At 60.4% G+C, this 13,128-nt stretch carries 17 protein-coding genes; 9 read left to right on the forward strand and 8 right to left on the reverse strand.

Going from position 1 to position 13,128, the window contains the following annotated elements; translation table 11 throughout:
- Nucleotides 1–192 precede the first annotated feature (192 nt).
- The 5 genes from AC07Y0_RS25900 (at nt 193) to AC07Y0_RS25920 (ending at nt 5,322) form a co-directional block, all read left to right on the forward strand.
- On the forward strand, nt 193–1,950 hold the full coding sequence (locus tag AC07Y0_RS25900; RefSeq protein ID WP_498680584.1) for a ParB N-terminal domain-containing protein: 1,758 nt from the start codon (nt 193–195) through the stop codon (nt 1,948–1,950).
- Nucleotides 1,947–2,840, forward strand: coding sequence for a DUF7007 domain-containing protein (locus tag AC07Y0_RS25905; protein ID WP_498680585.1), 894 nt, complete (start codon nt 1,947–1,949; stop codon nt 2,838–2,840). Before AC07Y0_RS25900 ends, AC07Y0_RS25905 begins: the two co-directional genes overlap by 4 nt.
- Nucleotides 2,837–3,148, forward strand: coding sequence for a hypothetical protein (locus AC07Y0_RS25910; RefSeq protein ID WP_498680586.1), 312 nt, complete (start codon nt 2,837–2,839; stop codon nt 3,146–3,148). Before AC07Y0_RS25905 ends, AC07Y0_RS25910 begins: the two co-directional genes overlap by 4 nt.
- A gap of 384 nt (nt 3,149–3,532) precedes the next feature.
- The gene (locus tag AC07Y0_RS25915) at nt 3,533–4,120 is read left to right on the forward strand and encodes a hypothetical protein (protein WP_498680587.1); all 588 of its coding nucleotides are present in this window, start codon (nt 3,533–3,535) and stop codon (nt 4,118–4,120) included.
- A gap of 278 nt (nt 4,121–4,398) precedes the next feature.
- Nucleotides 4,399–5,322 (forward strand): ArdC family protein, encoded by a 924-nt coding sequence (locus tag AC07Y0_RS25920; protein ID WP_498680588.1) that lies wholly within the window; start codon nt 4,399–4,401, stop codon nt 5,320–5,322.
- A 3-nt stretch (nt 5,323–5,325) separates the two neighbouring features.
- On the opposite strand, the gene AC07Y0_RS25925 is transcribed toward AC07Y0_RS25920, so the two are convergent.
- Entirely contained in the window at nt 5,326–5,499 is a 174-nt protein-coding gene (locus AC07Y0_RS25925) for a hypothetical protein (RefSeq protein ID WP_498680589.1), read from the reverse strand.
- Nucleotides 5,500–5,952: 453 nt separating this feature from the next.
- Between AC07Y0_RS25925 and AC07Y0_RS25930 the strand changes: the two genes are divergently transcribed.
- Nucleotides 5,953–6,261 (forward strand): DUF736 domain-containing protein, encoded by a 309-nt coding sequence (locus AC07Y0_RS25930; RefSeq protein WP_018326263.1) that lies wholly within the window; start codon nt 5,953–5,955, stop codon nt 6,259–6,261.
- A gap of 426 nt (nt 6,262–6,687) precedes the next feature.
- On the opposite strand, the gene AC07Y0_RS25935 is transcribed toward AC07Y0_RS25930, so the two are convergent.
- On the reverse strand, nt 6,688–7,710 hold the full coding sequence (locus AC07Y0_RS25935; RefSeq protein WP_036567425.1) for an IS110 family RNA-guided transposase: 1,023 nt from the start codon (nt 7,708–7,710) through the stop codon (nt 6,688–6,690).
- Nucleotides 7,711–7,931: 221 nt separating this feature from the next.
- On the opposite strand from AC07Y0_RS25935, the gene AC07Y0_RS25940 reads away from it, so the two are divergent.
- The 3 genes from AC07Y0_RS25940 (at nt 7,932) to AC07Y0_RS25950 (ending at nt 9,005) form a co-directional block, all read left to right on the forward strand.
- A complete protein-coding gene (locus AC07Y0_RS25940) occupies nt 7,932–8,102 on the forward strand; it encodes a hypothetical protein (RefSeq protein WP_498680590.1) in 171 nt (56 codons plus the stop codon).
- A gap of 223 nt (nt 8,103–8,325) precedes the next feature.
- Complete coding sequence (locus AC07Y0_RS25945; protein WP_290885480.1) at nt 8,326–8,592, forward strand: type II toxin-antitoxin system prevent-host-death family antitoxin; 267 nt, start codon at nt 8,326–8,328, stop codon at nt 8,590–8,592.
- Nucleotides 8,589–9,005, forward strand: coding sequence for a hypothetical protein (locus AC07Y0_RS25950; protein ID WP_498680591.1), 417 nt, complete (start codon nt 8,589–8,591; stop codon nt 9,003–9,005). Before AC07Y0_RS25945 ends, AC07Y0_RS25950 begins: the two co-directional genes overlap by 4 nt.
- Before the next feature lie 60 nt (nt 9,006–9,065).
- Here the strand turns inward: AC07Y0_RS25950 and AC07Y0_RS25955 are convergent, their stop codons facing one another.
- From AC07Y0_RS25955 to traC, 6 genes are all read right to left on the reverse strand, one after another.
- Nucleotides 9,066–9,353, reverse strand: a complete 288-nt coding sequence (locus tag AC07Y0_RS25955) for a WGR domain-containing protein (protein WP_498680592.1) — start codon at nt 9,351–9,353, stop codon at nt 9,066–9,068.
- A 171-nt stretch (nt 9,354–9,524) separates the two neighbouring features.
- On the reverse strand, nt 9,525–10,130 hold the full coding sequence (locus tag AC07Y0_RS25960) for an SMI1/KNR4 family protein (protein WP_498680593.1): 606 nt from the start codon (nt 10,128–10,130) through the stop codon (nt 9,525–9,527).
- 182 nt (nt 10,131–10,312) lie between these two features.
- Nucleotides 10,313–10,510, reverse strand: coding sequence for a hypothetical protein (locus AC07Y0_RS25965; protein ID WP_498680594.1), 198 nt, complete (start codon nt 10,508–10,510; stop codon nt 10,313–10,315).
- Nucleotides 10,507–12,474 (reverse strand): Ti-type conjugative transfer system protein TraG, encoded by a 1,968-nt coding sequence (gene traG, locus AC07Y0_RS25970; protein ID WP_498680595.1) that lies wholly within the window; start codon nt 12,472–12,474, stop codon nt 10,507–10,509. Before traG ends, AC07Y0_RS25965 begins: the two co-directional genes overlap by 4 nt.
- A complete protein-coding gene (gene traD, locus AC07Y0_RS25975; RefSeq protein WP_024897929.1) occupies nt 12,461–12,676 on the reverse strand; it encodes a type IV conjugative transfer system coupling protein TraD in 216 nt (71 codons plus the stop codon). Before traD ends, traG begins: the two co-directional genes overlap by 14 nt.
- Nucleotides 12,677–12,680: 4 nt before the next feature.
- Nucleotides 12,681–12,977 carry a conjugal transfer protein TraC gene (traC, locus tag AC07Y0_RS25980; RefSeq protein ID WP_024897930.1) on the reverse strand — a complete coding sequence of 99 codons (297 nt, stop codon included), beginning with the start codon at nt 12,975–12,977 and terminating at the stop codon, nt 12,681–12,683.
- Between the last annotated feature and the right edge of the window lie 151 nt (nt 12,978–13,128).

The raw sequence follows: 13,128 nt of genomic DNA on the forward strand, positions 1-13,128 counted from the left end.
GCCGCCTGCGCCATCCCGGCTATTCGTTCTTCGCAGGGCTGTCAGCCCCGCTCGTCCTTCACAGCAGGGATGCTCGGCCGCAGTTGCGTCAGTCCGGCCGCTTGGCAGTCCGGGAGGTGTCTTCGGGAAAAATGAAGACAGGAAGGGCTGGCATGGCGCCGGTCCGAAACCCTCTAGACAAGGACAAATCCCATGCAGATCATCAAGGTTGACCCGCGCGCGCTGAAGGAAAACCCCGACCGGTTGCGCCAGTCGAAGTCGTCGCCGCAGGCCGATGCGCTGATGCTGGCGACCATCAAGGCCGTCGGCATCGTCCAGCCCCCAGTGGTTGCCCCAGAGACGGATGGTGGCAACGGCTACATCATCGACGCCGGGCATCGTCGGGTGCGCCTCGCCATCGCGGCCGGTCTCGAAGAAATCGAAATCCTCGTCGTTGATGCAGCCAACGACAACGGCGCGATGCGTTCCATGGTCGAGAACAGCGTTCGCGAAGCGCTCAATCCGGTAGACCAATGGCGAGGTATTGAACGCCTTGTTGCACTAGGCTGGACAGAGGAAGCGATCGCCGTCGCTCTTGCTCTTCCCGTCCGCCAGATCCGCAAGCTGCGCCTGCTTGCCAATGTCCTGCCAGCTATGCTGGAGCAGATGGCGCTGGGCGACATGCCGTCCGAGCAGCAGCTACGGGTCATCGCGGCCGCGGGCCAAGTCGATCAGAAAGAAGTCTGGAAGGCGCACAAGCCAAAGAAGGGTGATACGGCGCCATGGTGGCAGATCGCCAATGCGCTGACGAAAAAGCGCATGTATGCCAGGGACGCGAGCTTCGGTGACGATCTGGCTCAGGCCTACGGCATCGAATGGGTGGAGGATCTCTTCGCACCGGCCGACGAGGACGGCCGCTACACCACCAATGTCGAAGGTTTTCTTGGCGCCCAGCACGAATGGATGACGAGCAACCTGCCGAAGCGCGGCGTGATCGTCGAGGTCAACAGCTGGGGCCAGCCGGAACTGCCGAAGAAGGGATCCCAAGTTTACGGCAAGCCGTCCAAGTCCGACCATACGGCGCTCTACCTCGATCGTGACGGCAAGGTCCAGACGGTGCATTACCGCATGCCCGAGGCGGCGAAGCCGAAGGGTGCTGTTGGCGACGGATCGGTCACTGGCGGCGATGACACCGACGCAGTCGCCACGCCGAAAGCCCGGCCCGACGTCACGCAGAAGGGCCACGACATGATCGGCGATTTCCGCACTGATGCCCTGCACGATGCGCTCGGTCGCGCGCCGATCGAGGATGATATGCTGATGGCGCTGATGGTCCTGGCGTTCGCCGGCCAGAATGTCCGCATCGACTCCGGCGCAGATGGCACCTTCTACGGCGGCAAGCGCTTCTCGCGTCATGCCGTCGGACTGTTTGACGAGCATGGCAAGCTCGCCTTCGATCAGGACACGCTTCGGGTCGCCGCCCGCTCGGTGCTGATCGACGTCCTCTCGTGCCGGCGGGGCATGTCGAACAGCGGCATGGTCGCGCGCATCGCCGGCGAGGCGATCGGCGCCGACGCGTTCCTGCCAAACATGGGCTCGGAAGATTTCCTCTTGTGCTTGTCGCGCCAGGCACTGGAAGCCTCTTGCGCTGAGGCATCGATCCAGCCGCGCCCGAAGGTCCGCGAGACGCGTACAGCGCTCGTCGAGCATTTCGCAACTAAGCACTTTGTCCATCCGTCGGGTCGCTTCGCACCGCCGGCTGACGAGTTGCTGGACTGGATCCGGGCAGGCGCCGCCACGGATGTCATTGACGCGGGGTCCCAAAATCACGGCGACAGCGATCTCGATGATTTATCAGTAGATCAGCCAGAACACGATACCGACGATGCGGTCGATGGCGAGCCGCAGGATGCGGATTTGCCCGGTCATGATGATTATGATGAAGATGTCGATCTGAGGGATGCAGCATGACCGCCGCCCTCCAGTCGAACATTGCAAACTCCACCCCCGATCTTTCGGGGGTGGAGTTTGCCACCAGCGCAGACGGCCTGCCCCTGGCCCGCATCGGTGACCTGGTCCTTGCCATGGTCACATCACCCAGCGGCTTTGCTTTTGTTGCAAGCGCCGGTGCGATCCGTCGGCCACTCGCCGATCTGACGCGGGCAGAATTCATCGGGCATGACGGCCGGGTTGCCGATGAAGCCGAGTTCCGGGCGCGCGTTGCCGAGACTGCTGGTCACAAACGCGAACTGGCCAAGCTGCACCGCGTGCAAACCCGCATGTCGGTAAGCACACCATGGGGCGGATCGCAGACGGCGGTTGTCTATGCCGAGGGCGTCGTCGCTCACATGACATCAGGGCATGGCGGTTTCCATCTGTCGACAGAGCGTAATGCCAAGGTCCATCCGCTGCTGCGCAAGGATATGCCCTGGTACGAGGAGGACTGCGAATGGGCGATCGTCGCGGTAAGTTTCCCGGACCTCTTCACCGTCTACGAGCGGTCAACGGCAGAAAAGACCATCCGCAATATCTGGCCCGACGCCTGGGAGAAAATCCATGGCCGCACGCTCGCCGAGGGCGAGAGCTGGGCCAAAGATCGCCGTGCGTTCGATCAACGCCATGCGGCGGACTACATCGTTATGTCGGCAATCTTGTCCGATCAGCGCCCCGGCATGACGGAGGTCGTGGCGAAGATCGGCGGAGGCCAGATCCGCGGTGGTGAAGAACGCCGCTTTCTGGTGGCAAGCGACGAATATGCGGGGCGGGGGCGGTTCGGCTTCGTCATCGATCTCGCTCGCCACGCTGCATATGACGGGCCGTCTTCCTTCATCGGCTGGCGAAACCGGGGGAATGGGTCATGATCGACATCCGCACGTCGAAACCGCTGGCCAAAGCGATCGGCGCCCGGCGCGAGACCCAGCAGCATCTCGATTGTCTGAGCCGGCAGATTGCGGCGCGCGCCGGAAGACAGGCGACCACAGTGAAGGTCCGGAGCCGCGCGCGGCGCCGGTCCGGTCACCGAAGCCACTATCTTGAGCTTGTCGACCGCCTTGCCTTCGAGCGCTGGGTCGAACTCGACATGATCGCCTGCAGGCTGGCGATGCAGGAACAGGTCATCGGGGCGTTCCAGCATCGCGACCGCGAGCCTGTGCTGCATCCGGCGATATAGGAGGACCCGAGGCGAAAGGACCTGGCGATGTCCCACCCGGCTTCGATGTCATCGTCATGGGGGGGCTTAGCCATGTCTGTCGCTTGCCTTTGGGTTTGATATCGGACCCGTGCCGGACTGCCCTTCTTGTTCGCTGCGGTCTGAACCGGCAGCCGGTCGTTTCAAGGCCGCTTGCGCGCCGCGGGGCGGCCGATCAGCCTCTCTGCGCGAGGGCAGGCTCGCGGTCTGCTCAGGTCAAGACCTGCTGGCCCGCAACCCTGCCCTGCTGGCTCAGCCGGATCGGACCTGTGAAGCCGCCCGTCCCTTGCCGGTTCTTGGTCGTCCGCATCGAAGGGCAGACCGGCACGGGCCGGAACCGCTTCGGAAACCAAGGAAGGAACAGACATGGCCAAGCCCTCTACCCCCAATCGCTCCAACACCAGGTCGTCGCAATCTCGCCGCGGAACCACCCTCGAAATGGTCCGCCTCTCCTGCCCCGACGCCACCCAGGCGTCCAAGATCGCGACAAGCTTCGGTACGGCAGTCGTCGACAGCGATGGCATCCGCAGCCTTCACGAGCGGCTGATCGTCGAGACAGCCGAAAGCCTGTCCGAAGGCCTCGGCGAGAAGGCGATGCAGATCCACCTGCAGCGCATCGTCGGGGCCTTTGTCGGATCCGCGCATGGCGCCGGGCAATTCTACTCTCGCGCCGTCACCGAGGCGCGTGACGCGACGGCCAAGGCGTCGAATGATGCCCGCGACGAGGATCTCGACGGTCCGGTCGGCTATGACAGCGCCGCCCAGCGCAAGCGGGAGTTCGCGGCCGACATGGGTGTCCAGTCGCACGCGCTGCGCATGGCAGCCGAAGGCGCAGTCGCGGCTTACGAACAGGTCGTCGGCGAGACCTGGAAGCCTTTCGACCGACCCGTCGAAAACCCGGGCGCATCGCTCGACCGCAAGGCGGCCGAAGCTCAGTTGGCCGCTCTCGGATAATACGAACGGCGGGGTCGCACCCCGCCCCTTCCTTCTTGTTCCCTAGCTGGCGCCTGCATGCGCCTGCCTTTTCTCATGTCAAAAATGAACGCTGGGTGCGCGCCTATCGCGGCCCGTCCCGCTCGGCGGTCCTGCAGGAGCCGGGCGCCCATGCAACGGCTTCGCCGTCCTCCACGCTGTTGCGGCCGTTCCGGTGCATGGCCGCACCATCGGCCCCTGACTTCGGACCTCCGTGACGGACCGCGATAGGCGCGGTCCTTAGAAAAGGAGAAGAAGTTATGACGAGGAAAGCGGAATCGAACCGTATCGACATCTATGCGCGGATCACCGATCGGATTGTTGAAGATCTCGAACAGGGCGTGCGTCCCTGGATGAAACCATGGAGTGCCGCCAACACGCATAGTCGCATTGCACGGCCGATGCGCCACAATGGCCTACCCTATTCCGGCATGAACGTGCTGCTCCTGTGGTCGGAGCAGGTATCGCGCGGCTTCTCCTCCTCGATGTGGATGACCTTCAAACAGGCCCTCGAACTGGGCGGGGCCGTGCGAAAGGGCGAAACCGGCTCGACAGTCGTCTTCGCCAGCCGGTTCACAAAGTCGGTGGCCGACGGAAACGGTAATGATGTTGATCGGGAAATTCCGTTCCTAAAGGCCTATTCGGTGTTCAATATCGAGCAGATCGACGGTCTGCCCGACACCTATTATGCTCCGCCGGCCAAGGTCCGGGATCCTGTCGAGCGGATCGAGATGGCCGATCGCTTCTTCCGCAACACCGGCGCGGTCATCCGGCACGGCGGCAACCAGGCCTATTATTCGCCGATCATGGATTACATCCAGATGCCGCCCTTCGAGGCGTTCTGTGATGCTGCCGGATACGCGGCCGTCCTCAGCCATGAGGCGACCCACTGGACGGCGGCGGAACATCGCGTCGGACGTGACCTGTCGCGCTATGCGAAGGACCGGACGGATCGCGCCCGCGAAGAACTTATTGCCGAGCTTGGCAGTTGCTTCCTCTGTGCCGATCTCGGTATCGCGCCGGAGCTCGAGCCGCGGCCGGATCATGCATCCTACCTGCAGTCGTGGCTATCGGTGCTCGCCAACGACAAGCGGGCGATCTTCCAAGCGGCGGCTCATGCGCAGCGCGCTGTAAGTTTCCTGCATTCCTTGCAGCCGGAAGCGGAAGCCAAGGCTGCAGCCTGACGCTCAGTCGCGGTTGTCACCGCCTGTGGCGACCGCGTGATCCTCATCCCGTTCGTCCTTGAGACCTTGTGCGATGTCAGCATCCAGCCTTCCCCAGATTGACGGTTTTTGAGCGTCGGGTTTGGGTTTGCGGGTCGGTCTACGTTCGACAATGAACGGCTTGGTCTGCTGGCGCATTGATCCTCCAGGCTGCGATTCGCGAGTGCAACGATATCGCACAGGGTAAGTTGGGCAAGCGGGCCTATTATGTGAGGTGCTCGTGTCCCCGACTGAAACAAGCAACGACGGTCGAAGCGGGGGATGGCGCAAGATGCCATTCGTGCCTGGGCGAGTGCGGCGGAGCACCATTGCTGTATCCCTTCACGTCAGAGTTTCCGGCAACCCATCTGCGAGCTCGATAAGGCATGTCTGACCGGAGACCGGCTGCGCCTCGATCGTTTTCCCGCAACGGCAAGCCGCAGATTTCTTACCCCGGAAGGCTGCGCCTTCCTCCTCGCCCACTAACAAATCTGCGACTTGCCGCCCTCCATTTCATTGCGGCCCTATTGGGTGCGGTCCGATCGTCACCGGTCTTTTGACAGCTATCGAGGCCGCGATGGGCGCGGCCCGAATAATGAAAGGAATACGACAATGGCAACCATCGGCACATTCACCTCCACCGAAAATGGCTTCACCGGCTCCATCCGCACGCTCGCCCTCAACGTCAAGGCCCGCATCGCCCGGGTCGAAAACCCCTCCGACAAGGGCCCGCAGTTCCGCGTCTACGCCGGGAGCGTCGAGCTAGGTGCCGCCTGGCAGAAAACCTCCGAACAGGGCCGCGACTACCTCTCGGTCAAGCTCGACGATCCCAGCTTCCCGGCTCCGATCTACGCAACGCTCGCCGAAGTTGAAGGCGAGGATGGCCTCCAGCTCATCTGGTCCCGCCCGAACCGGGACTGATTGACATCACGGGGCTCCGCCACCGGCGGAGCCTCTCCTCTTCCGAAAATCAAAGCCGGACCCGGCATCGAGCCAGGTCCGGCTTTTTTGGTGGCATACGGAAAGCGGAGAAGCTGCTCAGAATGAGCGATCATACCAAGCGGGAATCGCGGCCTCAAGGATGAGCGGTTCCCCCATGTGTGGACGGCCCGTGGAATGCAAGACTTTTGTATCGATGGGATCGGTCAGGTTCAGTCATGTGTCCGGCCTTCTATCGTGGCATTGTAGCCACTGGCCCTGATGAAGTCCGCGGATGGAGAGCCAATCAATTTGTCGAGCTCAAGGCTCTGGGGGAACCTAGGCTTTGCTCCATCCCCGGTCCAACCGGTTCGCCATCATTACTCAGTCCTTCATTCCTCCGGTCGACGATTGCCGAGCCGGATTCCTTCAAACGGCTGCGTGCCGGTAAGTCTCCTCTCTTCTCAGAAGAGCCCACGCGACGCGGGCGGTCTTGTTTGCGATCGCTACCGACACCATGCGTGCCGGTTTGCGCTGCAAGAGCTTCGCGATCCATGGGAATGATGGGGCATCAATGCGCGCCCGTCGTATGACGGCAGTGGCGCCGACTACCAGCAAGCGTCGGATTGTCCGATCGCCCTGCTTGCTGATCCGCCCTAGCCTCTCCTTTCCGCCACTACTATTTTGTCGCGGCGTTAAGCCAAGCCAAGCCGCGAACTGTCGCGCTGATTTGAATTCCTCGGCATTGCCGACCGAAGCCGCGATTGCTGCCGCGGTGAGAAAGCCGACGCCTGGGATGGTCATCAGCCTCCGAGCGGCAGCTTGGTCCCGGCACCACTGCATTATGGTGCGATCAAGCTCGGCGATCTTATTGCTCAGCTCTTCTAGCTGCATCTGAATGTGCTTGAAGGGTTGCCACGACGGTTCAGGAAGATGGTCTTTCGCGACGTGTAAGGCTTCGAGAGCAGCTTTCAGCCCGAACTTTCCTTGAGGCGTGATGATACCGAATTCGGCCAAATGGCCTCGGAGTGCGTTGATCAGAGCCGTTCTCTGCCGCACGAAAAGATCTCGGGTCTTGTGCTGCATAAGAAGAGCCTGACGCTCGCAATTTTTCACCGGTACGAAGCGCATGGTGGGACGGGTGACTGCCTCGCAAATCGCTTCGGCATCTGCTGCATCGTTTTTCCCACGCTTCACATACGGCTTTACATATACCGGAGGCATAAGCTTCACATCGAAGCCTAAGGCACCGAGTTCCCTCGCCCAGTAATGTGAAGTCGAACAAGCTTCCATGCCGACCAGGCAGGGTGGCAACTGCTCGAAGAAATGCAGGAGCTGGTTTCGGCGAAGCTGCCGCCGGACAATAACATTGCCGACGTCATCGATAGCATGAACTTGAAACACGTTCTTGGCCAGATCCAGGCCGACGACAGTGATCTTCTCGAAAGTCATGACACGGTTCCTTCTCTGAGTTGCGCAGAATGATCTTAGCATCTCGCGCGACGGGTTCGGAGGGCCGTCCACATCATCAATTTGCTCCACCTTCCCGAAGGGCAGCTTGCGCAAATCGGCTCCCCCACTCCCCGGCTCTGCCGGTCGCTTGCGCGATCCCTGACCCCGCCATCCCCTCTCGGACTCGTCGGTCATCGTTCACAAACGTCAAGGAGACGAAGATGACCTACGAACTCGAAATCCAGATTGAGGAATTGCGGGCTGAACTCAAGAACGCTTTTGACGCTGATGAGCGCCGAGAGATCGCGGCCGAACTCGAGCTGGCCGAGGCCGAGATGATCGTTGCCATGGCCGAACAGCACGGCCTTCTCCACGCCGAGCCGCCCTTCTGAGGGCGGTATATAACGACAGCCAGGCTGGCGGTTTGCGGTGTCGAAAGGAGTTGGACGCGCCATGGCGTTCTTGCCGAGCGAGGTCACCGATATCCAAAAAACTGTCACCGCCAGGTGCGGTCACCATATTCAGCATTTACATCAATGCTGTATTTGCTGTATTTTGCCCCCAACCGAACTATCTATCCTATTCACTGTGATTTTACTGCGAGGAGATGCTCAAATGACCAGCAGCACCGGTTCCTACACCACGAGTGACCTCTCGCGGAAGTCAGGCGACATTATAGCCGAGGCCTTGCGCCATCCAGTTACCATCACTCAGCGCAACAAACCGCGACTGGTGCTGCTGAACATCGAGGACTACGAACGGCTGATGCGCCAGTCCGATATGCGTGCCGCAGGCACGCTTGAGACCATGCCCGACGCATTGCTCGCCGAGTTTGAGAGTGCTGTCGACGCTTACGCCGACAGCGATGAGACAAGCCGATGAGTGGATATGACGAGGTCCAGACGGCTGCCGTCGTCCGGTATCCTTACCTGTGGAGCCGCGAGGCGGGCAAGGGAGAAACGGAGGGACGCAAGAACCGGCCGGTGGCAGTCGGCGTCAGGATCGCGAGATCGGATGGGGACCTCGTACTCTTTTTTCCTATCACGACGAAGCAGCCGGAGCCAAACCGGTTCGCGGTGGAAATACCAGCGATCGAAAAACGCCGCGCTGGCCTCGATGTCGATTTGCGTGTCTGGATCATCTTTGACGAGTTCAATAGCGACATCATCGGACGGTCGTTCTACCTGGAGCCCGAACCGCCACTCGGTCGCTTCAGCAAGGCATTCTTCCTGCCCCTTTTGAAGGAGTTCATTGCGCGCCGGAGATCTTTTCCCGAGATAAGCCGCTCTCGATAGCCCTCGTCCCGAGACGCGGAGCTCATCATCGACCTGGGCGGCGCCTGGTATCATGGCTCTTCAGGTGACATCGGGTCTGCGGAAGTGCTTGTTGCGGCGTCCAGGAGCGGCCGGTCGATACCCTCTTGCGCGCTTCTGACGAAGGAGATCGAGAAACAGGTCCACTGCTTCCTCTTCTTGCTCGAAATGATGGCTGATACATTGACCGCGTTTTCCGATGCGGCCCCACGAGCGGGTCAGACAAGTTTCACCAAACAATGTCGTCGAGATTTCCATGGCGTAATAGCGCGCCATGTTCTTCGACGCGTCGGTGCGTTCGATATAAAGATGATAGGGCTGCGCGATCATGTTGGTAGGATCGGAAATTCTCCAGTCCGCGTCCAACGAGAGTTATGAATCGGTCGAGCCTCATAGATTCAAATCGGTGATGATATTCTTGGCTATCCGGCTGCTGGATACGGCCCTATTCGCTGGGGCGAACAACTCGCTCGCTTGGTCGTTTCCAATCCCGCAAGCGCTCTACCGGCTCACTGTGGGCGCGACCAGCTGCGCATATTTCATGATCAACTCCTCAAAATCATTTGCCAGCTTCGTGTAATATCGCAGCCCCATAAGTTGCTGGACGATTTCATCGACGGATCTGCTCCGTGCAATCCGTCGACGGAGGTTTGAAACACGGTCGTGCTGAACCAACATGATCCAGCCACGATGAGCTCCCCTTTGAATCTCAACCATGGTCGTGGCGTCCTCCCCGATTGCAATCGGGTGTGCGAAGGGCGTAACTTCGTAATCGTGAAAGGTCATGGTCGGTGCGAGGATTTCGAGATCCAGATCGGGGTTCTCGTTGCCGATCCCGAAGAAGACATTCACATATGCCAGCCAGCCGGCTGTCAGCTTCTCGTCCGGCATCCGCTCTGCGGCGGTCTCCAGATCCAGCGTGTGCTGCAAGCCGTTCTCTCTGCTGAGGAACTGGACGTAGCTCTCTGAGAACTCCAACCCGTACTTCGCCTCGTAGGCCCGTATGCGATCCTTGCTGCCGACGAGATAGCGGAGATTGACATCGGGCGAGGTGACAAACCGAGTGATCGGATCTGGATCCTCAGACGGCTGGTGCGGATTGCTCATATTGGCCCTTTCGATGACTGTGTGTGAGGGAGTTCCTCTGTTGAAGGAAACGGCGGGCCGCTGGTTGAACTAAGCGCCGGCCTCCATGAACCGATTGGCATATTCGCTGAAGCGAACGAAGCCCACCTGTGGTCTTCGCCGATCCCGGTAACGATCCTCCCGCGATAACCGACTTCCATTGATCAGTATCCCAGGTAACCGAGAATATCGGCGCCACGATAGTCGGCATGCTTGTCTGGATGAGCGATGACTTCGCCGGTCGTGACATCCACCAAAGCGCTATCACTTTCGCGAACGATTGCCTCAATTTGATGGATGCGGCATTCTTCGATGGCCTCTTCTGCCGTGACCTGTGCCTCGCAGGCTTCCCAATATCTCATCGCTCGATCTCCAGGTCCGGGTTGTCCCTCAGACCTTCATTTCCAAGGTCCAGTTCTCCATGAAAGCGGTTCTCGCCAACGCAGGACTTCATGTCGGCTCGCCGGAACCACATCGCGCGACCGCATCGAAGTGGCGCATTTCCCCCGGTAAACACAATCTGCTCATCGGCGCGCATGCGCAGGACTTCGTGCGGCTGGATCAGCGGACGGCTGGCCAGTTGCTTCGATCGGGTTCGGGACGAACCCCTCGCCTGGACGCTGCGGCTGACCTGATCGATTTCGACTGTCGTTGTTCCACAACGCCGGGAGATATAGTCCGCGGTCTCTGGATCGTTGATCGCTGAGAAACTGATCCAGCTCGCGCTCTCGAACCACTTGCTGGTGGCGTCGCGCCCGCCATAGGTTTCGCGCATCTGACCGATCGACTGATAGATCATCAGAAGCGTGATCCCGTACTTGCGGCCGGCATCGCGTGCCGTCTCAAGGATCCTCATGAAACCCAGGCGAGCGACCTCGTCGAGAAGGAACAGAGCGCGTCCCGGCATCGCCCCGTCACGATTATAGATGGCGTTCAGGAATGAGCCGATGATCACCCTTGCCAGACCACCATGGGTCTCCAGCGTCTTAAGATCCAGCGCGACGAACACGTCGGTCTTTCCCGATGCGATGTCATCGGTCGAAAAGGTCGAACCAGACACGAGACCGGCATAGTTCGGATAGCTCAGCCAATGTGTTTCCTTGATCGCATTGGCATAGACACCGGAAAATGTCTCCGGCGTCATGTTCACGAACGCTGCCACGTTCTCCTTTACGAAATCGGACTCGGAGTTGTCGTAGATTTCCTGAAGCCGCGCCCGCAGCTTCGGCTCCGGTTCCGAGAGGTTCATGCGCACGGTCCGCAGCGTCTGATCCTTCTTTTCCGTATGACCGGAAAGGCAGACATCGGCGATGATCGCAGTCAGCAGCTGCAAGCCGGACGCCCGAAAGAAATCGTCCCGTGCGCCGCTGGCGCGGCCGCTTTCGCTCATGATCCACGAGGCGACCGCAGCGATGTCCTCTTCCTTCGTCCCGCCATGCTGACCGATCCAGTCGAGGGCATTAAACCCGATATCCGGATCCTTCGGGTCGAGCACGATCACATCTCGGCCGGCCTTAATCCGGTGCGCCTTGACCATCGGCGCCACTTCATTGGATGGATCAAGTACGATCAGCGTGCCGCCCCATTTCAGTGCCGTTGGAATTGTCACCGACGTTGTCTTGAAACCGCCGGACCCGGCGAACACGATGCCATGTGACGATCCGAACGAACCGTCGAAGCAGAGCAGCGGTGACTTTCCCCCGGCGCCCCATGTCTCAGGCATATCGGCGCGAAAAGAGAGTACCGCCGTGCTGTCGCGATCGACACGATATCGCTCGCCGATGACGATGCCGCCGTCCTCTGCGAACAGCTTCCCTGCCTCCGGCAGTTTCATCCATTCCGCCTCGCCATGCAGTGCGCGTTTACCGCGGATGCGTTTCGGCTCGGAACGCGAGAATGCGGCGTTGCCGATCACCGCTACGCGCAGCGCGAAGATGCCGGAGAACAGAGCGGCCGTAGCACCTGTCATTGTTGCCGGGTCGATATAGGACAGGATCGACCGGATCGCATTCAACTCTCCGGCAAATTGCGAAAGCCGTATTCCTTCCCGAACGATGGCGAGTGCAATGACGGCCACCGATCCTGCCACGCCGCCCCACCCTGCGGTCTTGATATTGACCGATCCCTGGGCACTGAGGAGAAAGATCAGCCCGATCGCAGCGCTCGCGATATAGGGCAGCGACAGTCCGATTCGGCCGAGCGTCAATTTCGCCTCCGCCGTTTTTCCGAACGTCGCAAGCCATTGTTCGATCCCCGGCAACGCGAGGGCGATGGCAATCATCATCAGCGGCGGGACAACGGCGAGCAGGATCCTAGTCGCTGTCATTGCCGAATGCCTCCGCGCCGATTGCGGTCAGACGGGATCGCTCCGCCTCATCGCCCTTGATTTTCTTTTGCGCTTCGATCAGAACACCCAACAGAAGTGCGCGTTTCTCATAGCGTAACCCGGCTTTGACGATCAGGCCGCCCAACTCGATCTTCTCGCGAGCGTCCTTCTTTCTGGCCTCTGCTGTGGTCAGCCGCTGCATCCGCTCAAGCCTCGCCAGCCTGGCTCGTAGCCGCGCTAGCGCTGAGCGACGTGGCCGACGATGTTCCGGTCGCTCCAGCGGCAGTCTTTCCCTTTCCGTTCGATCCGGCGTTGGTTCCGCGAAACCGCTTCGCCACGTCCTCGAACGCCGCCTGAAGGTCGGCGTCGTCGATTTCGATCTCTCCGAGCCCCGCCTTCAGCGCAATGCGGCCGATGCGTTCGGCGTCGCGTGTTTCCGCCTGCTTCAGCTGTTCCTGCAAACGGGCAAGTTCTTCGCGGATTTTTGACGTTGGCTTCTTCATCGGGATGCAATCTCCAGTGATATCCGTGGAATGGTGGGATGAGAGTCCTCGATTTATCCCCGGCAGGACAGGTACAAATTTGTACCTCGCCAAAGCGTCAGCATTTGGCGAATGATCCCGCCGCTCGACAAGAGCGGATCCAAGGGCGCAA

The sequence above is a fragment of the Allorhizobium sp. GW101-3B10 genome, assembly GCF_059424725.1.